At 63.2% G+C, this 21,664-nt stretch carries 21 protein-coding genes; 9 read left to right on the top strand and 12 right to left on the bottom strand.

Features of this window, described 5'->3' with window-relative positions; genetic code table 11:
• Nucleotides 1-462: sulfate transporter family protein (locus EN925_RS01875; RefSeq protein WP_128336296.1), on the top strand; the 462-nt coding region annotated here is incomplete at its 5' end.
• Between the two features lie 9 nt (nucleotides 463-471).
• Here the strand turns inward: EN925_RS01875 and EN925_RS01870 are convergent.
• From EN925_RS01870 to EN925_RS01845, 6 genes are all read right to left on the bottom strand, one after another.
• Nucleotides 472-1,470, bottom strand: a complete 999-nt coding sequence (locus tag EN925_RS01870) for a proline racemase family protein (RefSeq protein WP_064995777.1) — start codon at nucleotides 1,468-1,470, stop codon at nucleotides 472-474.
• A 13-nt stretch (nucleotides 1,471-1,483) separates the two neighbouring features.
• Nucleotides 1,484-2,287, bottom strand: coding sequence for an oxaloacetate decarboxylase (locus tag EN925_RS01865; protein ID WP_024505790.1), 804 nt, complete (start codon nucleotides 2,285-2,287; stop codon nucleotides 1,484-1,486).
• An 80-nt stretch (nucleotides 2,288-2,367) separates the two neighbouring features.
• Nucleotides 2,368-3,222 (bottom strand): hypothetical protein, encoded by an 855-nt coding sequence (locus EN925_RS01860; RefSeq protein ID WP_127369194.1) that lies wholly within the window; start codon nucleotides 3,220-3,222, stop codon nucleotides 2,368-2,370.
• Nucleotides 3,223-3,291: 69 nt separating this feature from the next.
• Nucleotides 3,292-3,954: an HAD family phosphatase gene (locus tag EN925_RS01855; RefSeq protein ID WP_127369195.1), complete on the bottom strand. Its 663-nt coding sequence runs from the start codon at nucleotides 3,952-3,954 to the stop codon at nucleotides 3,292-3,294.
• The gene (gene dut / locus EN925_RS01850; protein WP_013528045.1) at nucleotides 3,954-4,439 is read right to left on the bottom strand and encodes a dUTP diphosphatase; all 486 of its coding nucleotides are present in this window, start codon (nucleotides 4,437-4,439) and stop codon (nucleotides 3,954-3,956) included. The genes EN925_RS01855 and dut overlap by 1 nt, the downstream gene beginning before the upstream one ends.
• Nucleotides 4,440-4,546: 107 nt before the next feature.
• Entirely contained in the window at nucleotides 4,547-5,017 is a 471-nt protein-coding gene (locus tag EN925_RS01845; RefSeq protein WP_013528044.1) for an Lrp/AsnC family transcriptional regulator, read from the bottom strand.
• A 115-nt stretch (nucleotides 5,018-5,132) separates the two neighbouring features.
• Between EN925_RS01845 and EN925_RS01840 the strand changes: the two genes are divergently transcribed.
• Entirely contained in the window at nucleotides 5,133-5,381 is a 249-nt protein-coding gene (locus EN925_RS01840) for a DUF6356 family protein (protein ID WP_063169910.1), read from the top strand.
• Between the two features lie 335 nt (nucleotides 5,382-5,716).
• Here the strand turns inward: EN925_RS01840 and EN925_RS01825 are convergent, their stop codons facing one another.
• A complete protein-coding gene (locus tag EN925_RS01825; RefSeq protein WP_127368375.1) occupies nucleotides 5,717-6,793 on the bottom strand; it encodes an FAD-binding oxidoreductase in 1,077 nt (358 codons plus the stop codon).
• A 121-nt stretch (nucleotides 6,794-6,914) separates the two neighbouring features.
• Between EN925_RS01825 and EN925_RS01820 the strand changes: the two genes are divergently transcribed.
• From EN925_RS01820 to EN925_RS01810, 3 genes are all read left to right on the top strand, one after another.
• A complete protein-coding gene (locus EN925_RS01820; protein WP_127368374.1) occupies nucleotides 6,915-7,511 on the top strand; it encodes a TetR/AcrR family transcriptional regulator in 597 nt (198 codons plus the stop codon).
• A complete protein-coding gene (locus EN925_RS01815) occupies nucleotides 7,508-8,437 on the top strand; it encodes a haloalkane dehalogenase (RefSeq protein WP_127368373.1) in 930 nt (309 codons plus the stop codon). The genes EN925_RS01820 and EN925_RS01815 overlap by 4 nt, the downstream gene beginning before the upstream one ends.
• A gap of 100 nt (nucleotides 8,438-8,537) precedes the next feature.
• On the top strand, nucleotides 8,538-10,130 hold the full coding sequence (locus EN925_RS01810) for a peptide chain release factor 3 (RefSeq protein ID WP_063171116.1): 1,593 nt from the start codon (nucleotides 8,538-8,540) through the stop codon (nucleotides 10,128-10,130).
• A 75-nt stretch (nucleotides 10,131-10,205) separates the two neighbouring features.
• On the opposite strand, the gene EN925_RS01805 is transcribed toward EN925_RS01810, so the two are convergent.
• Nucleotides 10,206-10,676, bottom strand: a complete 471-nt coding sequence (locus EN925_RS01805; RefSeq protein ID WP_027163762.1) for a VOC family protein — start codon at nucleotides 10,674-10,676, stop codon at nucleotides 10,206-10,208.
• A 253-nt stretch (nucleotides 10,677-10,929) separates the two neighbouring features.
• Between EN925_RS01805 and ilvD the strand changes: the two genes are divergently transcribed.
• A complete protein-coding gene (gene ilvD, locus EN925_RS01800; RefSeq protein ID WP_063171117.1) occupies nucleotides 10,930-12,774 on the top strand; it encodes a dihydroxy-acid dehydratase in 1,845 nt (614 codons plus the stop codon).
• 158 nt (nucleotides 12,775-12,932) lie between these two features.
• Here the strand turns inward: ilvD and EN925_RS01795 are convergent, their stop codons facing one another.
• On the bottom strand, nucleotides 12,933-14,687 hold the full coding sequence (locus EN925_RS01795) for an ABC transporter ATP-binding protein (RefSeq protein ID WP_027161839.1): 1,755 nt from the start codon (nucleotides 14,685-14,687) through the stop codon (nucleotides 12,933-12,935).
• 169 nt (nucleotides 14,688-14,856) lie between these two features.
• Here EN925_RS01795 and EN925_RS01790 point away from each other — a divergent pair, with 169 nt between their 5' ends.
• Nucleotides 14,857-16,137: an amidohydrolase family protein gene (locus EN925_RS01790; RefSeq protein WP_127368372.1), complete on the top strand. Its 1,281-nt coding sequence runs from the start codon at nucleotides 14,857-14,859 to the stop codon at nucleotides 16,135-16,137.
• Nucleotides 16,138-16,242: 105 nt separating this feature from the next.
• The gene (locus EN925_RS01785; RefSeq protein WP_013528034.1) at nucleotides 16,243-17,166 is read left to right on the top strand and encodes a DMT family transporter; all 924 of its coding nucleotides are present in this window, start codon (nucleotides 16,243-16,245) and stop codon (nucleotides 17,164-17,166) included.
• Between the two features lie 7 nt (nucleotides 17,167-17,173).
• Here EN925_RS01785 and EN925_RS01780 read toward each other — a convergent pair whose 3' ends face one another.
• Nucleotides 17,174-18,076, bottom strand: a complete 903-nt coding sequence (locus EN925_RS01780) for a phosphotransferase family protein (protein ID WP_027161837.1) — start codon at nucleotides 18,074-18,076, stop codon at nucleotides 17,174-17,176.
• Nucleotides 18,077-18,179: 103 nt separating this feature from the next.
• Here EN925_RS01780 and EN925_RS01775 point away from each other — a divergent pair, with 103 nt between their 5' ends.
• Nucleotides 18,180-18,812, top strand: a complete 633-nt coding sequence (locus EN925_RS01775; RefSeq protein ID WP_164753586.1) for a class I SAM-dependent methyltransferase — start codon at nucleotides 18,180-18,182, stop codon at nucleotides 18,810-18,812.
• A gap of 1 nt (nucleotide 18,813) precedes the next feature.
• Here EN925_RS01775 and EN925_RS01770 read toward each other — a convergent pair whose 3' ends face one another.
• The gene (locus tag EN925_RS01770; RefSeq protein WP_024503363.1) at nucleotides 18,814-21,267 is read right to left on the bottom strand and encodes an FAD-dependent oxidoreductase; all 2,454 of its coding nucleotides are present in this window, start codon (nucleotides 21,265-21,267) and stop codon (nucleotides 18,814-18,816) included.
• Nucleotides 21,264-21,664 (bottom strand): phosphotransferase (locus tag EN925_RS01765; protein WP_164894104.1); only part of this gene is annotated, 401 nt, incomplete at its 5' end. The genes EN925_RS01765 and EN925_RS01770, both read right to left, overlap by 4 nt.

The following is a 21,664-nucleotide window of genomic DNA, read 5'->3' as shown; positions in this document are numbered from 1 at the left end:
GCGCCGGTGACGGCTGTTGTCGCCGGCCTGTTCCTCGACGATATCGCCGAAGTGGTCGAGCGCACCGACTACCCCGGCGATCCGACCGGCCGCGCCATGCCGGCGCTGCGCTCGCTGGTGCTGTCGGCGCGATTCCTCGGTGTCGTCATTCTCGGCAACATCGTCGCGCTGCTGCTTCTCTTGGTGCCGGGCGTCAACATAGCCGCCTTCTTCATCGTCAACGGCTATCTGCTCGGGCGCGAGTTCTTCGAATTCGCCGCCATGCGCTTTCGCGGCGAAGACGAGGCCAGGGCCTTGCGCAGGCACTATGCCGGCACAGTGTTTCTCGCCGGGCTGCTCATCGCCGCTTTCCTCGCCGTGCCGTTGCTCAACCTGCTGACGCCGCTGTTCGCCGCCGCCATGATGGTGCATCTGCACAAGGCGATCTCGGTGCGGGAAGTGGCTCGCCCCTCACGCGGCTAGGCATTTTCTTCAGCGCAACAGAAATCCGCGTCCGAGCTCGTCATCGGCCTCGACGATGAATTCGGCCCGCCCGGAATAATAGGCGCGGCCGCCGACGCGGGCGATGATCGCCTCATGCCGTCCAGCCTTCGCCGTCCGCGCCACGGCTCCGGAAAAACGCGAGCCGGCGATGCTCTCGAATGTGCGCGTCTGTCCGATCGCGATCTCGCCCTTGGCATGCATGGCCGCCAGCCTTGCGGTGACGCCGGAACCGGTTGGCGAGCGATCGACCTCGGCTTCGGCGAAGACGCAGATGTTTTTGGTCACCTCGCCGGAAAATGTGTCGCGGCCGTCGGTCAGGATGGTGCCGTATAGGTAGGCTAGGTCGCCGTGGTCGGGATGCGACAGCGGAAATTCAGCCTTGAGCCTGTCCGTCAGCCCCGTTGCCGCATCGACGAAATCGCGCATCCGGCTTCTGCCGAATTCGAGCCCGAATTGGTGACAATCGGCCAGCGCGTAGAAGGCGCCGCCATAGGCGACGTCGAAGCCAATCGTGCCGTGGCCCGCCAATTCGATCGCCTGTCCACCGGCGAACAGGAAGGCCGGCACGCTTTCGAACGACACCGCACCGGCCTTGCCGTCCCTGACCTCGACCGAGGCGACGACCAGCCCGCACGGCGCCTCGATATTGACTGTCGTGACTGGTTCCTGTTTCGCCACCAGCCCTTCATCGATGGCGTAGCGGCCGAGCGCGACGATGGCGTGGCCGCACATCGTCGAATAACCCTCATTGTGCATGAACAGCACGGCGAGGTCGGCGCCGGGCAGGTCCGGCTCGACCAGCAAGGCGCCATACATGTCGTAATGGCCGCGTGGCTCGAACATCAGGATTTTCCTGAGATGATCGAGATGGTCGCGCACATAGGCGCGCTTTTCCAGGATCGTGCCCTTGGGGATACCGGGATAGCCGCCGGTGACGATCCTTAGCGGCTCGCCGCCAGTATGCATGTCGATCACGGTCAGCGTCATGCGACGGGCCCCATTAATCCGAAGATTTGCCGAAGAGGGCCTGCAATTTGCTGAACGGCATGGCGGCGCGGGTGAAGCCGAAGGTGCCGTCTTGCTGGATTTCGCGTGCCGCCGTTTCCAGCATGCCGTAGGCGAAATTGGTCAGCCACGGCCCGAGCGAGATACGCTTGACGCCGGCCATGGCGAGATCGGCGATGGTAAAACCCGGTACCGCCATGACATTGACCGGCTTGCTGACGGCAGAGCAGAGCGTGCGGATCATCTCGACGTTGCCGATGCCTGGCGCATAGAGTACGTCGGCGCCGGCCTTCTCGAACGCCTGCAGCCGCTTGATCGTGTCGTCGAGGTCGGACTTGCCCCAGAGGAAATTCTCGGCCCGCGCAGTGAAGACGAAATCGCGTTTCAGGGCCCGCGCCGCTTCCACGGCCGCCGCAACGCGTTCGACGGCGTGCGCAAAATCATAGATCGGCTTGTCCGGATCGCCGGTGTGGTCTTCGATCGAGCAGCCGGCAAGGCCGGCAGCTTCCGCCGCGAAGATGGTTTCGGCGGCCTGCTCGGCGCTGTCGCCCTTGCCTTTCTCGAGGTCGGCCGAGACCGGCAGGCTGGTCGCCGCGGTCACTTCGCGGCAATGGTGGATCATCTGGTCGAAGGTCACCGCGCCGTCCGGCAGGCCGCGCGAAAAGGCAAAGCCGGCGCTGGTCGTCGCCAGCGCCGTGAAGCCGAACGAGCCGAGCAGCTTGGTCGTGCCGATATCCCAGGGATTGGGCACGACGAAGGTCGAGGCATGCAGGTCGCGAAAGATCTTGCCCTTGTCCATGGTAGTTCCCCCATCATATGCGGTGTGGCCGAACGGATTTTATCCTGCTCCATCTGGCCGGGCAAACGAATGCGATTGGTTCAGAAGCGTTTGGCGTTCTCTCCTGCCAATTTGTCCAGCGCGTCGGAATCCTTGGCGTAGTGCGACGTTGTCTTGTCCCAATGATAGGTGACGGAGATGTCGTGAGATTCAGGTTTGGGCGGCTGGTCATCGCAGCTTTCGTCGTTCACGACGGTGGCATCGGTCACCGTTACCTTGATCGCCGCATGGCGTCGGCCCTCTGCGAAGGCTTTAAAGGCAACGTCCTGCGTCCGGCTATAGGCACACACGTGCTCGTCGAACAAATAGATGATGTCGATCAGCTTCAACTTGTCCCTGGCGACCATAATCAGCGGGACGATCATATAGTTCTGGTTTGAATTGGAATGCGAACTCTCGATCATGAGGATATCATCATTGGCGCCGATGCCGAGCTTGCCGGGTTCGCGGAAATAGGTGCTGCGGTCGAGGGCGACATTGGCGGCGTCGAGCAGCCTTGGTTTGCCCGTAATGTCGTAGAGCGCTAGCACCGCATAGCCTTCTGCGCTGTCTGAGGAATCGCCGAGATCGAACAGCATGGTCAGGCGGTCCTTGCCTCCCGCCTTGATGGCAAGCACGGAGGCATTGGAAAAGCCTGAGGTTTCGGGCGGCGAGCCGCCGCTGTCGGGTCCCTCGATATGGCGCATCGCGATCGGCAGCCCGCCCCTGTAAAAGCCATTCTTGTCGGCGGCGAGGTCTGGAATGATCATCCTGGCGAGGTCGAGATAGGTGATGTCTTTTTGGCCGGGCAGTGGGCTGCCGAGCTCCGGAAGGCTGGCGTCTTGCGCGCCGGCTGCGGTCCACAGCAATGGCAGCAGCATCACGGCGAGGATGAAGCGAAGCAGGTTCGTCGGCATGGTCGCCTCAGGCTGTCGGGCGCGCGGAACGTAGCACAGCCTCCCAACCCGTCCAGTCCGTCAGCCAGCTCAGTGGATCGGCACCAGCCCGGCCAGTTCGCGCATGTCGTCGAACAGGATGCCGCCGGCCTGGATAAGGCCGTCGCGGTCGGAATAGGGATCGGCGTGATAGGAAAACACCCGCATGCCGGCCGCGATGCCGGCCTGCGTGCCAGCGACGCTGTCCTCGATGACGATGCAGTCGGCAGGTGCAAAGCCCACGGTTTTCGCAGCATGCAGGAACAGGTCCGGAAACGGCTTGCCGCGCGCGACCATCGTCGAGGAAAACATCGCGTGTTCGAACAGCGGCAACAGCCCGGTCTGGCCAAGTGTGATGTGCATCTTCGACACCCGGGCCGAGGTGGCGACGCAATAGGCGATCCCGGCTGACCGCACGGCCTCGACGAATTCGCGGACATAAGGGATTGCTTCGACGCCGTGGGCGAACAGGTCTGGCAGGCCGGCGTTCCAGCGATCGACAAAATCGGCGCCAAGCCTGACGCTGGTCTTTTCTTCGATCTCTTTCTGCACCGACGCCATGCTGCGGCCGGAGAAATTCTTGCGGCAATATTCGAAGCTTGTCGGATAGCCGGCAGCGGTCAGCCATTCGGCAAGGCGCCGATTGGCCAGGTTCTCCGTGTCGACCAGGATCCCGTCGCAGTCGAAGATGACAAGTTTAGGCAGTTCAGGCATCAGGCGGTGCCGGTCGATCCGAACCCGCCCGCGCCGCGCGCCGTGCCGCCGGCCAGGTTGCGCTCTTCCACGGCGGCTTGCGTCACCGCGGCAAAAACGATCTGGGCGATGCGCATGCCGCGCGTCACGGCAAAGTCCTCGTCGCCGAGATTGATCAGCAGCACCTTGACCTCGCCGCGATAGTCGCTGTCGATGGTGCCGGGCGTGTTGAGGACGGTCAGCCCATGTTTGAAGGCAAGGCCTGAGCGCGGCCGCACCTGGCCTTCCATGCCTTCGGGAATTTCCAGGATCAGCCCGGTCGGCACCAGAGCGCGTTTTCCGGGCAGGATCAGCAGCGGCCGGTCGTCCGGCACCGCGGCGCGCAGATCCATGCCGGCAGCACCGGTGCTTTCATAAGCAGGAAGGGGAAGTCCTTCAGCATGCGGCAACCTGACGAAGCCGACGGTCGGACCGATGACGGAGGGAGTTTGAAGGGCTGCGCGCATAAAATCGATCCTATCGGCGCGATTGCCGATTCGGTCAATTCGCCCGCAAGCCTATCAACGGCTTTCTTTCAGGCATCAGTATGGCCTGACCTGAATCTCAACATACCTTAGCGCACTTCCATCGGAACCACCGTCGTCTCCTTGATCTCCTCCATCACGAAGGAGGCGGAGACGTCGGACAGCGCCACCTTGGCGATCAGCCGCTGGTAGAGCCGGTCATAGGCCTTCACGTCGGCGACGCGGGCGCGCAGAACGTAGTCGAGGTCGCCGGACATGCGGTAGACGCCGATGATCTCGGGAAAGCCGGTCACCGCCGCCCGGAATCTCTGCAGCCACTCCGGATCGTGGTTGGACGTGCGGATCAGGATGAAGACGGAAAGGCCAAGCCCGAGCTTTTCGGCATCGACCAGCGCCACCCTGCCGGTGATGACACCGGCCTCCTCCAGCCGCTTCACCCGGCGCCAGCAGGCATTGCGCGACAGCGCCACCCGTTCCGACAACTGGTCGACCGACAGCGTGCCGTCGCGTTGCAACTCGGCGAGCAATTTCCGGTCGATTTCGTCAATTTCCAGCGCCATGTGGGATATTTGTCCCATGCATCACCGAAATACAAGGACATTTTGAGACCGATGAACCGGCGAAGCATGTCAGGATACTCATATCAGGAACTTCAAGCGCTGAAGGGGAACCAGCATGTCGGTCGCAAGGATTTTCACCTCTCATCCGGCCAAGGTCGGCGAAACCTATTTCAGCCACATGGGCTTTGCCGCCTGGTTTTCGTCGCGCCTGTTGATGGCGGCCGGCGCCGCGCTCGTTCATGCTTTCTTGCCATTTCTGTTTGAAACTACCGCCAGCCGAATCGTTCGCGAGCTTTACGAGCGGACGCACAACAGAGGCACGCACGCGACCAAGGAGCCGGCGGCTCTTCCGGATCGCGCCTAGGCGATCCCGCCATCGAGCTTCGTCACCATGACCAGGGACGGGATCAACATTCGGCCTTTTGCTCCGGCCGTGGCGAAGCTGGCGTTGGCCGGGTAGTTGCAAATTGCGGCAACGCCGCGGGCCAGCGCCCCCCTCTGTCCTGCCGGACATCTCCCCCTCAAGGGGGGAGATTGGATGTCGCGACGGCTTTCGCCAATCGCCGACCTTGCGGGACTGAGCGAGGCGCCGAAACTGCCAATCTCCCCACTCGAGGGGGAGATGTCCGGCAGGACAGAGGGGGGCGCCGTAGGGCGTTAACCTATACAGACATCGGCCGACGCTGCCGTCCGTCCGGGTTATTGAGCAAACCGTCCCAACCCGTAAGGCGCGAGCAGCGGATCGCGCTCGCCATCAAGGATTTCGCGAGCGGCAAACAGGCCGACGGCCGGCGCCAGCGTGATGCCGGAATGCATGACGCTGACATAGACGCCGTCCATGCCCTCGGCGCGGCCGATGATCGGAAAACCGTCGATCGGCGTCGGCCGGTAACCGACCGTGTGGAAATCGAGCGCCAGCCCGTCTCCGCCGCGCAGGCTGGCTTTCAGGACCGCGAACAGTTCGCTGGCGGTGGCTTGCGCATCCATGCCGGGGTCGGCGCCGCCGAAATCGGAACCGGCGATGATACGGCCCTCGGCGGTCTGGCGCATATGCAGCCGCTCGGCCAGCACCAGTCCGTTCAGCAGTTTCTCGTAGGGCCGCGAGTGGACGATCAGGCCAGGTGGCGTCTCGAGCGGCAGATTTATGCCGGCGGTGGCGGCAATGCCCGCCGAGCCGACGCCGGCCGCGATCAACACCTCGTCGGTGGCAAGCAGCCCATGCGATGTGTCGACGCCCGAAATCCTGCCGCCTGTCTGGACAAGCGCCGTCACCGTGCTGGAGATGATCCGCGCGCCGCGTCGTTCGGCATCGGCCAGCAGCGCCTTCGTTGCCGCGACCGGCTCGGCAACGCCCTCTTCGGCGACATGCAAAGCGACGTCCGGGAGTTCGGTGAGATTAGGCTCTATACGGGCCGCGCCGGCGCGGTCGACGCGCTCGATGCCGTAGCCCCAGGCCGAATGCTGCGCGGTATAGGCTTCCATGTCGGCCGCCGATAGATCCCAGCACAGGCCGCCGCACCAGTTGAGCGGCAGGCCGGGCACGTCCCGCGCCAGCCGCGACCATTCGGCCATGGCGCGGGTGCGCAGCCGGAAATAGGGCTCCGGATTGCCCCAGGTGGCATTGATCCAGGCAAAGGAGTTCGGCGTGGCGACCCCACCGGCGGCGCTGTCGGCGGCGATAACCGTCACCTGTGCGCCTGCCCTGGTCAGGTGCCAGGCCATGGAAGCACCGATGATGCCGGCGCCGATGACGATCACTTGTTTCACGGCAGCCATGTTCGCTCCTCAAACTCGCCACCCCCTGAGGGACACTCTTCCAGTGCCACCCCCGCTTGCCAACATCGGCAACGCAAATTATTCGGCTTGACATCAATACGTACGTACGTATTATATCGGTATGGCCAGACAATCACTCCGCGAAAACCTCCTTGACGCCGGGTTCCGGACCATCTGGAATTCCGGCTATACCGCCGCCGGTGTGCGCGACATCGTTGCCGCCGCCGACGCCCGGCCCGGCTCGTTCACCAACCATTTTGCCTCCAAGGAGGAGTTTGCCGGGGAGGTGCTGGACCGCTATTTCGCCTATGTCGGCACGTTGGTCGAGAAAGCCTTGGCGCAGGACGGCACGCCGCCCATCGGCCGGCTGAGGCGCTACGTCGATGTCATCACCTCGAAGCTTGAGGCGCATGATTGGGCACGCGGCTGCATGATAGGCAATCTCAGCCTCGAGACCGCGGTCCACAGCGAGCCGCTGCGCCTGCAACTCGTCGACATCTTCGAACGCTGGCGCCAGCCCTTCGCCGCCTGCATCGCCGAAGGCCAGGCAGCCGGCGACATCTCCAAGACCTTCGAGGCCGAGGACCTTGCCGACTTCCTGCTGTCGTCTTGGCAGGGCGCCATGCTGCGCATGAAGGTTGAACGTAGCCCCGCGCCGCTCGAGCGGTTCAAGAAAATCATCTTCAGCACAGTTTTTGCAAAGGAGCCGACCCCATGAGTTCGAAAGCCAACATTTCTCAAGCTGGCGTCGCTGCACCGAGACGCTCGCAGATCGCCGTGCTCGATTCGACCATGTCCTATGTCGAGACGGGAGCGTCCGGCCCCACCGTTCTGTTCCTGCATGGCAATCCGACCTCATCCCACATCTGGCGCAACATCATCCCGCATGTCGCGCCGCTCGGTCGCTGCATCGCGCCCGACCTGATCGGCTACGGCCAATCCGGCAAGCCCGATATCGATTATCGCTTCTTCGATCACGTCCGCTATCTCGACGCCTTCCTGGACGTGCTCGACATCCAGGAAGTGGTGTTGGTCGCGCAGGACTGGGGCACGGCCCTGGCTTTCCATCTCGCGGCGCGGCGACCGCAACGCGTGCTCGGCCTTGCCTTCATGGAATTCATCCGACCCTTCGAGCGCTGGGAGGATTTTCATCAGCGCCCGCAAGCCCGCGAAATGTTCAAGGCGCTGCGCACGCCGGGTGTCGGCGAGAAGCTGGTCCTGGAAGACAATGTCTTCGTCGAAAAAGTGTTGCCGGCCTCGGTGCTGCGTACACTGAGCGATGAGGAGATGGCCGTCTACCGGGCGCCGTTCCCGACACCGCAATCGCGAAAGCCGGTGTTGCGCCTGCCTCGGGAATTGCCGATCGAGGGCCAGCCCGCCGACGTTGCCGCCATCAGCGAACATGATCATCGCGCACTTCGGCTCTCCACCTATCCGAAACTGCTGTTTGCGGGCGATCCCGGCGCGCTGATTGCGCCGCAGGCCGCACGCGAATTCGCCGCCGGGCTGAAGAACTGCCGGTTCATCAATCTCGGACCCGGTGCGCACTATCTGCAAGAAGACCATGCCGACGCGATAGGCGGCACCATTGCCGGCTGGCTCCCCGAGGTCGTTCAGGCGAGCCGCACGGCCGAATTGGCCTGAAGCAAGCCATGGCTTCCGGCGGCTTCCCTGCCGCCGGACCGGTCGACAGGCCCGGACTGCGCTGCTAGAAGCCCGGCCTGTCACACGGAAATCCCAGAGAATGCCCGAAGCAATAGAAGAAGAAGTGGCGCGCCGCCGCACCTTCGCGATCATCGCGCACCCGGACGCCGGCAAGACCACGCTCACCGAAAAGCTGCTGCTGTTCGGCGGCGCCATCCAGCTTGCCGGCGAGGTCAAGGCCAAGAAGGACAAGATCCAGACGCGGTCGGACTGGATGAAGATCGAGCGTGAGCGCGGCATTTCGGTCGTCACTTCGGTGATGACCTTCGAGTATGAGGACAATGTCTTCAACCTGCTCGACACGCCCGGCCACGAGGATTTCGCAGACGACACCTATCGCACGCTATCGGCGGTCGACTCGGCCGTCATGGTCATCGATGCCGCCAAGGGCATCGAGCCGCGCACGCTGAAGCTTTTCGAAGTCTGCCGGCTACGCGACATCCCGATCATCACCTTCGTCAACAAGATGGATCGCGAAAGCCGCGATCCGTTCGAGATCCTCGATGAGATCGAGCAGAAGCTGGCGCTGGATACGGCGCCGATCACCTGGCCGATCGGCCGGGGCAAGAATTTTTCCGGCACCTACCATCTGGCGCTGAACGCCGTGCGCAGGGGCGACGACGAGAAGGAGCGCACGCCGGTCAACGGTCCCGATTCCAACCGCGTCGCCGGCCTTTTGCCGGAGAACGAGCGCGAGGCCTTCATCGAGGAGCTGGAGCTGGCGCGGGAAGCATGCAGACCCCTTGATATAGAAGCCTTCCGCGAGGGTCACCTGACGCCGGTCTATTTCGGCTCGGCGCTGCGCAATTATGGCGTGCGCGACCTGATCGAGGCGCTCGGCGCTTTTGGACCGCCGCCGCGTGCTCAAGAGGCCGACACCCGCAAGGTCGAGGCGACCGAAGAGAAGATGACGTCCTTCGTCTTCAAGATCCAGGCCAACATGGATCCCAACCACCGCGACCGCATAGCCTTCGTCCGCGTCTGTTCGGGCAAGCTCGAGCGCGGCATGAAGGCCAAGCTGGTACGCACGGGAAAACCGATGTCGCTGTCGGCGCCGCAGTTCTTCTTTGCCCGCACACGCGTCACCGCCGACGAGGCCTTTGCCGGCGACGTCGTCGGCATTCCCAACCACGGCACGCTGCGTATTGGCGATACGCTGACCGAGGGCGAGGAAATCCTGTTCCGCGGCGTTCCGAATTTTGCCCCGGAAATCCTGCGCCGTGTCCGCCTCGGCGACGCGATGAAGGCCAAAAAGCTGAAGGAAGCGCTACACCAGATGGCAGAGGAGGGCGTCGTGCAGCTGTTTTCGCCCGAGGACGGCTCACCGGCCATCGTCGGTGTCGTCGGCGCGCTGCAACTCGACGTCCTGAAGGAACGGCTGAACTTCGAATACACCCTGCCGGTCGAATTCGAGATGTCGCGCTTTTCCGTGTGCCGCTGGATCTCGGCCGACGACAAGGCCGAGGTCCTGCGTTTCATCGAGGCGCATCGCGGCGACATCGCCCGCGACCTCGACAACGACCCGGTGTTCCTCGCCCAGCACGCCTTCTCGCTGAACTACGAAGCGGAGCGCTGGAAGGCGATCGAGTTTGCCACGATCAAGGACTATCAGGTCCGCGACAGAGCGGCGTAAGTCGCGCTTTTTCCTTCTCCCCGTTCACGGGGAGAAGGTGCCCGAAGGGCGGATGAGGGGCGGCGCGACCCTCGACTATCCTCTGGCAGCTTCCTCTATCTTGGCGATGTCGATCTTGCTCATCTGCATCATCGCCGACATTACGCGGCCGGCCTTGGCCCGGTCCGGATCCAGGAGCAGGCGCGGCAGCTGCTCCGGCACAACCTGCCAGGAGACGCCGAATTTATCCTTCAGCCAACTGCATTGCGATGGTTGGCCGCCACCTTCGATGAGCTTGTCCCAGAAGTAATCCACCTCTTCCTGCGTCTTGCAGTCGATCGACTGCGACATCGCTTCGCTGTGCTTGAACTGCGGTCCACCATTGAGCGCCTGGAACTGCACGCCGTCGAGTTCAAACGTGGTCACCAGCACTTTGCCTTCATCGGCGTGGCCTTTGGGCCAGCGCATCACGCTCAGCACCTTCGAATTCTTGAAGATGGAGACGTAGAAATTCATGGCCTCTTCGGCCTGGCCATCGAACCACAGGCAGGTGGTGATCTTTTGCATGTCGTGCTCCTCGTGCTGTTTCGGTCGCTGTTCCTGTGAAACGGCTGACTCCGAACATGGTGCCATCTCCTTGCCGTCTGCCCAAGGACGGACATGCAGCGCGCCATCCGACAGTGCCACGCATTTTTTTGAGAGAATCTGGCGCATTGCAAAATTGTGGCCAGACCATACTTGCGCGTCTATAACGCCTGCGGTCCGAATTCAGCTCCGCCGCGCCAACCCCTGGGCTGCGGCCAGCCACCAAGGAAAAAACATGCCTGCCTATCGTTCCCGCACCACCACCCATGGCCGCAACATGGCCGGCGCTCGCGGCCTCTGGCGCGCCACCGGCATGAAGGACTCGGATTTCGGCAAGCCGATCATTGCGGTGGTCAACTCCTTCACCCAGTTCGTGCCGGGCCATGTTCATCTGAAGGATCTCGGCCAATTGGTCGCGCGCGAGATCGAAAAGGCCGGCGGCGTTGCCAAGGAATTCAACACCATCGCCGTCGATGACGGCATCGCCATGGGCCATGACGGCATGCTCTATTCGCTCCCGTCGCGCGAGCTGATCGCCGATTCCGTCGAATACATGGTCAACGCGCATTGCGCCGACGCCATGGTCTGCATCTCCAATTGCGACAAGATCACGCCCGGCATGCTGATGGCCTCGTTGCGCCTCAACATCCCGACCGTCTTCGTCTCCGGCGGTCCGATGGAAGCCGGCAAGGTGGTGCTCGCCGGCAAGACGCAGGCGCTCGACCTGGTCGATGCCATGGTCGCGGCCGCCGACGACAAGATCTCCGATGAGGACGTCAAGGTCATCGAGCGCTCGGCCTGCCCGACCTGCGGCTCCTGCTCGGGCATGTTCACCGCCAATTCGATGAATTGTTTGACCGAGGCGCTTGGCCTGTCGCTGCCCGGCAACGGCTCGACATTGGCGACGCATGCCGACCGCAAGCGTCTGTTCGTCGAGGCCGGCCACCTGATCGTCGATCTCGCCCAGCGCTATTACGAGCAGGACGACGAAACCGCACTGCCGCGCAACATCGCCTCGAAGGGCGCTTTCGAGAACGCCATGACGCTCGACATCGCCATGGGCGGTTCGACCAACACCGTGTTGCATATCCTGGCTGCGGCGCATGAGGGCGAGATCGATTTCGATCAGGACGACATCGACGCGCTGTCGCGCAAGGTGCCGGTGCTGTGCAAGGTGGCGCCCGCCAAGTCCGACGTCCACATGGAAGACGTCCACCGCGCCGGCGGCATCATGGCCATCCTCGGCCAGCTCGACAATGCCGGCCTGCTCAACCGCGACCTGCCGACGGTGCATACGTCAACCCTGGGCGAAGCGCTCGACCATTGGGATATTTCCCGCACGACCAGCCAGAGCGTGCGCGATTTCTTCCTCGCCGCCCCTGGCGGCGTGCCGACACAGGTCGCCTTCAGCCAGGAGCGCCGCTGGGACGAGCTCGATCTCGACCGCGAGAAAGGCGTTATCCGCTCGACCGAACATCCCTTTTCCAAGGATGGCGGCCTTGCCGTGCTGAAGGGCAATCTGGCGCTCGACGGCTGCATCGTGAAGACGGCGGGCGTCGATGAATCGATCCTGAAATTCACCGGCCCGGCCCGCGTGTTCGAAAGCCAGGATTCCAGCGTCAAGGCGATCCTGTCCAATGAGATCAAGGCCGGCGATGTCGTCGTCATCCGCTATGAAGGACCGCGCGGCGGCCCCGGCATGCAGGAAATGCTCTACCCGACAAGCTATCTGAAGTCGAAGGGCCTCGGCAAGGCCTGCGCTCTGGTCACTGACGGCCGCTTCTCCGGCGGCACCTCGGGCCTGTCGATCGGCCATGCGTCGCCGGAAGCTGCCGAAGGCGGTTTGATCGGACTGGTGCAGGAGGGCGATACGATCGAGATCGACATCCCGAACCGCAGCATCCGCCTGGCTGTCGATGAGGCGGAACTCGTTGCGCGACGGGCGGCGATGGAAGCCAAGGGCGCCATGGCCTGGAAGCCGGAGGAAAAGCGCAAGCGCAAGGTGACGACCGCCTTGCGCGCCTATGCCGCCATGGCCACCAGCGCGGCCAAGGGCGCGGTGAGGTTTGTGCCGGAATAAGGTTCGCGCCCAGGCCCCCTCATCCGGCCGCTACGCGGCCACCTTCTCCCCGCTGGGGAGAAGAGGCTGGCGCCGGCCCTGACGATCTCTTCTCCCCTCGGGGAGAAGGTGGCCCGAAGGGCCGGATGAGGGGGCTGGCTCCAATATCCGGAACACCATCACGGCATCAACTGATACTCATAGAGCTTCTGGTAAAGCCCGCCCTGCTTGAGCAAGGTCTTGTGCGGGCCGCTTTCCACCACCTTGCCGGCTTCGAGCACCACGATTGTGTCGGCCTGGTGCACGGTCGACAGACGGTGCGCGATGACGATCGTCGTGCGGCCTTCCGTCAATTGCTGCAGCGCGTCGCGGAACAGCGCTTCCGATTCGGCGTCGAGCGCACTGGTCGCTTCGTCCAGCAGCAGGATCTCCGCATTGCGCAGCATGGCGCGTGCGATCGAGATCCGTTGGCGCTGGCCGCCCGACAGTAGGCCGCCATTCTCGCCGACATCCGTCTCGTAGCCTTTCGCCTGCGCGCTGATGAAGTCATGCGCGTTGGCCGCCTTGGCGGCGGCGATCACCTCATCGTCGGTCGCACCCTCGCGCCCAAGCCGGATGTTGTGCATGATGGTGCCGGCAAACAGGAACGTATCCTGGCTGACATAGGCGATCTTTTCCCGCAGCGATGCGAGCGTCGCATGGGAAATATCCTGACCGTCGAACAGCACCCTGCCGCTCTGCGGATCATACATGCGCATGATCAGGTTTAGAATCGTCGACTTGCCGCCGCCGGAAGGCCCGACCAGCGCCGTCATCTTGCCGGGCGCAAGCGTCAGATCGAACCTGTCCAGCACCGGCGGCCCTTTCTGATAAGCGAAGTCGACGGCGTCGAACCGGATCTCGCCCGGTCCGGCCAGAAGCGGCTTCGCGTCCGGCTTCTCGACCAGAGTGAGCGGCTGGTCGGCGAGCTCGAACATCATACGCACGCCGACAATGCCGCTTTCCAGCGATATACGCACGCGTGCAAGGCGCTTTGCCGGCTCATAGGCAAACAGGAGTGCCCCGATGAAGGCCATGATGTTTCCCGGCATCTGGCCGCCCTGCAAGACCAGGAAGCCGCTGACGAAGATGGCCCCGGCAATTGCCAGCCCGGCCAGCGTCTCCATCACCGGGCTTGTCGCAGCCTCCAGCGTCGCGATGTTATTGGCCCGGTTCTCGACGTCCGACACGGCCTTGTACATGCGGTTGCGCATCGCGCCTTCGAGGTTGAAGGATTTGACGACGCGCACGCCGATTGCCGTTTCCTGCATCACCTGCACGATCTGGCCGACCGAGCGAAACTCCATCGCGGCGAACTTGCGAACACGTTTCAGGATGCGGTTGACCCCGTAGATAGCCAAGGGGCCGACGACGAAGCAGATTATAGACAAGGCTGGCTGCTGCCAGACCATGACTCCTACCAGGACGACCAGCGACAACAGATCGCGCACATAGGACGTGACAACGAGGTCGAGCACGTTGCGTGCCGCCTGCGCATTGTTGGTCATGCGTGTGATCAGGTCGGACGACGAGGTCGAATGGTAGAATTCGATGCCTTGCGCCAGGATGCGGTCGTAGATCTTGCGCTGGCGGTCGGCGATGATGGCGTTGCCGACACGGCTCATGAAATAGGCCTGAATGAAGTTGGCGAGGCCCTTGAGGATGAAGATCGTGGCGACCCCGCCCGCAATCAGGTTGACCCGGTCAATCCGCTTGAAGACTACGAATTCGTCGGTGATCTCTTTGAGAATCCAGGCGCTGGCGCCGGTCGTGGCGGCCACCACAAGCATCGACAAGATCGCGGCGCCGTAGCCAAACCTGTGCTGATAAAAGGATTCCCGGATCAACCTCGCGACGAGGCGCTGGTTTTCCGTCGAGCGGAAGAAACGAAACAAACGGCGGATCCTTGAAACCGGGACAACGAAGGCGGCTTATAGAGGGAGTTGCGGCCGGATGAAACCATCCGCGGCCGCCGCGGACAAATCGCTGTTGCAAGCGGCATCGACGGGATGCGATTTTCAGCCTCGGCTATATCAGATGATTCTTTTGACGGGATGACGACGGATGGATTTCGACCTTATCGTTCGCGGCGGCACACTGCCTGATGGCAGGGTTGCCGACATCGGCATCAACGGTGAGACGATCGCGGCGATCGAGCCCGTTCTCCAGGGTTCCGCGCGGACGAAGGTCGACGCCCATGGCAATCTGGTCTCGCCGCCCTTCGTCGATCCGCATTTCCACATGGACGCGACGCTCTCCTACGGCATTCCGCGCATCAACGCGTCGGGTACGCTGCTCGAAGGCATTTCGCTGTGGGGCGAGTTGAAGCCGCTTTTGACGCATGAGGCGGTGCGTGATCGCGCGCTGGCCTATTGCGACTGGGCGGTGTCGATGGGCCTGCTCGCCATCCGCACCCATGTCGATGTCTGCGATGACCGCCTGCTGGCGGTCGAGGCGCTGCTCGAGGTCAAGAAGACGGTCGCTCCCTACATCGATCTGCAATTGGTCGCCTTCCCGCAGGACGGGTTTTATCGCTCTCCATCGGCGCGTGAAAACACCATCCGCGCGCTCGACATGGGCGTCGACATCGTCGGCGGCATCCCGCATTTCGAGCGCACCATGGCCGACGGCACGCGCTCGGTAACGGAGCTGTGCGAGATCGCGGCCAGCCGCGGCCTGATGGTCGACCTGCATTGCGACGAGACCGATGATCCGCTGTCGCGCCATATCGAGCAGTTGGCCTATGAAACGCAGCGTCTTGGTCTGCAGGGCAAGGTCGCCGGTTCGCACCTCACCTCGATGCATTCGATGGACAATTACTACGTCTCGAAGCTGCTGCCGCTGATCGCCGAGGCCGGCGTCTCGGTCATTCCCAATCCGCTGATCAACATCATGCTGCAGGGCCGCCACGACACCTTCCCGAAGCGCCGCGGCCTTACCCGGGTCAAGGAGATGCTGGCGCTCGGCATTCGCGTCGGTTGGGGCCAGGATTGCGTGCTCGATCCCTGGTATTCGCTGGGCACCGCCGACATGCTCGATGTCGCCTTCATGGGTCTGCACGTCGCTCAGATGTCGAGCCCGGCAGAGATGGCGCGCTGCTTCGACATGGTCACCAACGTCAATGCCGCGATCATGGGCCTCGATCATCTCGGCCTGGCGGTCGGCAAGCGCGCCAGCCTGGTCGTCCTCGATGCCGGCAATCCGGTCGAAGCCCTGCGGCTGCGCGCCGAGCGCCTGTGCGTCATCGCCAGGGGCAAGGTGGTGGCGGAGCGGACGAAGCAGGAAACCAGGCTGTCCATCGGCGGAAGGCCGGGAATGGTGAACCGGCGGCACATATCCAGCTAGATACAGCCGATTCCCGGCGCTGGTCTTACCCATTGCCCGAATTCTCCTCGTCAAGGCAGCCACTTCCGTCTACGACGCGGCTACCAGGGAGGAATCGGGATCGGCATGACGCAGCCCGTGGCGCAGAATTCGACGATCAGGAATGTGCTTTTGGCCGGCATTCTGCTGATGCTGGCCGGCGATTTCCTGTTTGCGCTGAACGACGCCATGGGCAAATGGCTGGTCGCCAGCTTCTCCGTCGGCCAGGTGGTGCTGATCCGCTCCATCGGCGCCTTCTTCGTGCTCGGCCCGATGATCGCCAACCAGGGCCCGGCCAAGCTGTTTCGCATGGAACGCCTGGAGCTGCAGCTGCTGCGGGTGGTGATGACCACGCTCGACACCGCGCTCTTCTATGCCGCCGTGGTCTATCTGCCGCTGGCCGATGTGATGAGTTTCTACATGGCGGGGCCGATCTACGTCGCGGCACTCTCGCACCTCTTGCTTGGCGAAAAGGTCGGCTGGCGCCGCTGGATGGCGATCCTGCTCGGCTTCTGCGGTGTGCTGATCATGCTGAAACCGTCCTCGGCGGCGTTCTCGCTGTCATCAGGCTTTGCGCTGGTGGGCAGTATCTCCTTCGCCTTCGCCATCATCCTCAACCGCCGCCTGCGTGGCACCAGCGACACCAATCTGGTGACATGGCAGACCATCGGCACACTGCTGGTCGGCGGCGTGCTGAGCATCGGCGCCTGGCAGACGCCGTCGGCGCTCGATCTCGGCGCCATGCTGCTGCTCGGCATCGTCTCCTGCGGCGCCCATCTGATGATCACCAGGGCGCTCAAGCTGGCGCCGGCCTCAACGCTGGCGCCGCTGCATTACACGCTGCTGCTGTGGGCGGTGGTGTTCGGACTGGTGTTCTTCGGCGACGTTCCCGGTCCGCGCATCCTGATCGGCTCGGGCATTGTCGTTCTCGCCGGCCTGTTCATCTTCCACCGCCAGAAAGTGGTCGAGACCACGGTGCCGCCCGAAAACGTGCCGAAGGGCGTGAATTAGTCCAGGCTCACCCCCGGCGGATCGCCGCCAGATGCCGTGAAAACTCGGACGTCTCCATCAGCGCCTTGCAGCGCGCGAACCGCCCGTCGGCATAGGCGCGAAAATCATCGACCGGGTTGTTGTTGGCGAGCTGGATCAGCCCCCACAGCGTCCACAACAGGTCGCACATCGCCTTGTAGATGACGATGCGGCCGCGCTCCGCCGGCCTCGCCTCGCCGCCGAAATAGGCGCGCATCATCTCTTCGTCTTGCGCCAGATCGAATTTACCTTCCACGGAGAGGTCGCCAAGGTCCCAGAGCGGGTCGTTCATGCCCGAATATTCCCAGTCGACGATCCACATCCGCTCGCCGGTGTCGAGGAAGTTTTCGCACAGCGGATCGCAATGACAGGCGACGAGAGGCAGCGGATGGGCGGCCAGCGCCGACCGCACGCTCTCGGCGTCGCGCACCACGTCATGATAGCCGGCGGGCAAGGCGATCTCCTTGGTGGACAGCACCTTGAGATAGTCGTCGATCATCGCAAACAGCTCGAAGCGGAAGGGAAACACCGCGCCTGAATTGTGCAGCTTGCGAAAGGCCTCGCCGGCGCGGGCTGGACTGCCCGGCCGAACCTTGAATTTCTCCTCCGACATGGTTTCGGCGCCGGCGATGTAGCGTGTCACCATCAACCCGGTGCCGGCATCGACATGCAGCACCTCGGGACTGACCCCTGCTTTTGCCGCTTCGCGTGCGGCCACCGCTTCGTTGGCCCGGTTGATGTATTCCTCGGTGCCCTTGCCAGGAATGCGCAGGCAGAAGTCGCCGGCCTTGAAGACGAGATTGGTGAGGCCGCCCAGCCGTTCCAGCGGCCCGCTGTAGCCGGCCAGCATGGGAATGGCGTCCAGTGCCGCACGCGCCTCGTCTGTAATCATGCCTGCGCCCCCACACACTGTTATTTGTCGCGGCAACGGTTCCACAATTTTCGCGCTTTGGCTATCATCACTGCGAGATCAAAAATTGGCGGACTGGATCAAAGTGGCGGACAGCAAACATCAGGGCGCGCTTGGCGCGGCCTACGCGGCAAAGCGGCCCGAAGAGGTCGCCGCACTTTATGATCGTTGGTCGCAGACCTACGACGCCGACATGTCGGCCGCCGGCTATCGCCATCCGACGATCTGCCTTGCGCTGCTGACCCGCCATCTGCCGCGCGGTTCAGCACCGCTGCTCGATGCCGGGGCCGGCACCGGTCTCATCGGCGAATGGCTTGATATTGCCGGTTACCCGCAAGTCGAGGCACTCGATATTTCACAAGGCATGCTGGATCAGGCGGCCCGCAAGGGTGTCTATTCCGCGCTCCATTGCCTGGCGCTGGGCGGTCATCTGCCCTTTGCCGATGATGCCTATGCCGGAGTGATCTCGGCCGGCGTCTTCACATCAGGTCATGTCGGCGTCGAGGGGCTGGACGAACTGATCCGCATATGCCGGCCGGGCGGCATCATCGTGCTGACGGTCAAGAACTCGCTGTGGGATCAGGGCTTCGCCACGCGCGTCGCTGAGCTCGAGGCGCAGGGCCTCGTCACCCGCGTCGAGGAAACGCGCCCTTATGTCTCGATGCCCGGCGAAGCCGACACCGTGCCCAGCCGCGGCCTCGCACTGCGCGTGACCTGACCTACGCTTTGACCCTCGCGCCTGCCGGGTCGTACATCGGCTCGAGGTGGATCTTGGCCGGCGTCCTCTCCATCGCAACCACCAGTTCGTAGTCGCCCGAGGCGAGAAAATCGTCGCTGACCCCGTCGGCGTTGCGCACGTAGCCGTAGCCGATGGTCTTGCCCAGCGTATAGCCATAACCGCCGCTGGTGAGATAACCGACAGGCTCGCCATTGCGCAGGATGGTTTCGCGGCCGAGCAGCACGATCTCGGGGTCGTCGACCGTGAAGCCGGCAAAGCGTTTCTTCATTGCCGTGCCGCTGGTCTTCTCCAGCGCGCGCCGTCCGATGAAATCCGTGTTCTTGCGCAGCTTGACCGCCCAGCCGAGTCCGGCTTCCTGCGGCGTGTCGTTGGGCGTGATGTCGGAGCCCCAGGCACGATAGCCCTTTTCCAGCCGCAGCGATTCCAGTGCCCGATAGCCGATCGGGCGGATGTCGTGCTTTTTGCCTGCCGCCATCAGCGCGTCGAAGACTTCGCCGGTGGCCGCGATCGGCACGTGCAGTTCCCAGCCCAGCTCGCCGACATAGGTGACGCGCAGCGCCCGAATTGTGTGGCCGGCGATGGCAATCTCACGCACATGGCCGAATGGGAAGCTCACGTTTGAGACGTCGGCTTCGGTCACGGCCGAAAGCACGTCGCGCGCCCGAGGACCCATCAGCGACAGCGTGCCGAAATCCTCGGTGACATCGACAAGCCTGGCATCGAGCCCTTCGCCGATATGATCGCCGATCCACGAGGAATCATGCGTGCGGAAGCCTGTGCCGGTGACGATGTAGAACTTCTCTTCGGCCAGCCGCGCCACCGTCAGATCGGCCTCGATGCCACCGCGTGTGTTGAGAAGCTGCGTGTAGGTCAGCCGGCCGACCGGCTTGCTGACGTCGTTGGCGCAGACCCAGTCCAGCGCCTTCAGCGCATCGGGCCCGCTCAGCTCGTATTTGGCGAAGGAGGATTGATCGAAGATGCCGACTTTTTCGCGCACATGCCGGTGTTCGTCGCCGACCGCCACAAACCAGTTCTGCCGGCCCATCGAATAGATGTCCTGCGGCTCGACGCCTTCGGGCGCGAACCAGTTAGGCCGTTCCCAGCCGAGCTTCGAGCCGAACACGGCATTTTGCTGTTTCAGCCTGTCGTAGAGCGGCGAGACGATGCGCGGCCTCCCGCTGGCATACTCCTCATGCGGAAAGCCGATCGTATAGTGTTTGCCATAGGCCTCCAGCGTGCGGTCGCAGACCCACTGACGGTCACGGTGCAAATTAGCAAAGCGCCTGATGTCGACCACCCACAGGTCGAGCGGTGCTTCGCCATCGACCACCCACTGCGCCAGCACCCAGCCGGCGCCGCCGCCCGAGGCGATGCCGAAGGCGTTGAAGCCGGCGCCGACAAACATGTTGGCGCATTCGGGCGCTGTGCCGAGAATGAAATTGCCGTCCGGCGTAAAACTCTCCGGCCCGTTGATCATCTGCTTGACGCCGACGGTTTCCAGTGCCGGCACGCGCGCGATCGCTTGGCTCATGTGCTGCTCGAAATGGTCGTAATCATCGTCGAACAGCCTGAATTCCCAATCATTGGGGACGTCGCCGCCGGGGAGACCAGTAGCCCAGGCCTGCGGGTTCGGCTCATAGCCGCCCATCACCAGCCCGCCGACCTCTTCCTTGAAATAGGTGCGCCGGTCCGGGTCGCGGATGGTCGGCGCGTCGGTCGCCAGTCCGTCGATCTTCTCGGTGATGATGTACTGGTGCTTCACCGGCTGCAGCGGCACGTTGATGCCGGCCATGGCGCCGACCTGCCGCGCCCACTGGCCGGCGCAGTTGACCACCTTGTCACAAGCAATGTCGCCCTTGTTGGTCTTCACCGCCGTGATGCGGCCGTCCTTCATTTCGAAGCCGATGACGCGGACATCCTCGAACAGTTTGGCGCCATGCATGCGCGCGCCCTTGGCCAGCGACTGCGTGATGTCGGAGGGGCTCGCCTGGCCATCGGTCGGCAGCCAGGAGGCGCCGACAAGATCGCCGGTTTCCATGAGCGGCCACATTGCCTTGACTTCCGCCGGCGACAGCAATTGCATGTCCATGCCGAAGCTTTTCGCCGTCGTCGCCAGCCTTTTGTACTCGGTCCAGCGGTCGGCATTGGTGGCGAGCCTGAGGCAGCCGGTCATCTTCCAGCCGGTGGCAAGGCCGGTCTCGGCCTCGAGGCCCTTGTAGAGGTCGACGGAGTATTTCAGCACGCGGGTGATCGAAGCCGACGAGCGCAACTGGCCGACAAGGCCGGCGGCATGCCAGGTCGAGCCCGAGGTCAGCTTGCCTTGTTCGAGCAGAACGACATCGGCTTTGTGGTCGCGCGCCAGATGATAAGCCGTCGAACAGCCGATGATGCCACCGCCGATGACGACGATGGCGGCCTGGGTCGGCAATGTCATGATTTCTGCATCCCGTACTTCGTTCTGTAGTTTTCCAGCGCCGTGTCGAGCCGGGCGAGGTTTTCCTCGGTGTAGGCGACGTAGTCGATACCGGGCGCGTCGAGATAGAGCTCGGACACCATGCTCCACATCGCCTCGCGCAGCAGCGAGGCGCATTGCATGGCCGCGTGCGAACGGCGGATCGCTTCGTCCGGTTCTTTCATGAAATAGGCGGTCAGAAAGGCGAAGGATTCCTCGTCGCTCATGCCGGCGTTGGAGGCGGCGCCTGCGAGGTCGAACATCGCCGTGTTGAAGCCGGCATATTCGAAGTCGATCAGCCACAGCCTGTTGCCGTCGTCGAGAATGTTGGCCGGCAACAGATCATTGTGGCCAAAGACGATCGGCAGCAGTTTCTGCG

Source organism: Mesorhizobium sp. M7A.F.Ca.US.006.04.2.1, from assembly GCF_004022915.1.
Classification (GTDB): Bacteria; Pseudomonadota; Alphaproteobacteria; order Rhizobiales; family Rhizobiaceae; genus Mesorhizobium; species Mesorhizobium ciceri.
This window is presented reverse-complemented; position numbering and strand designations above follow the sequence as displayed.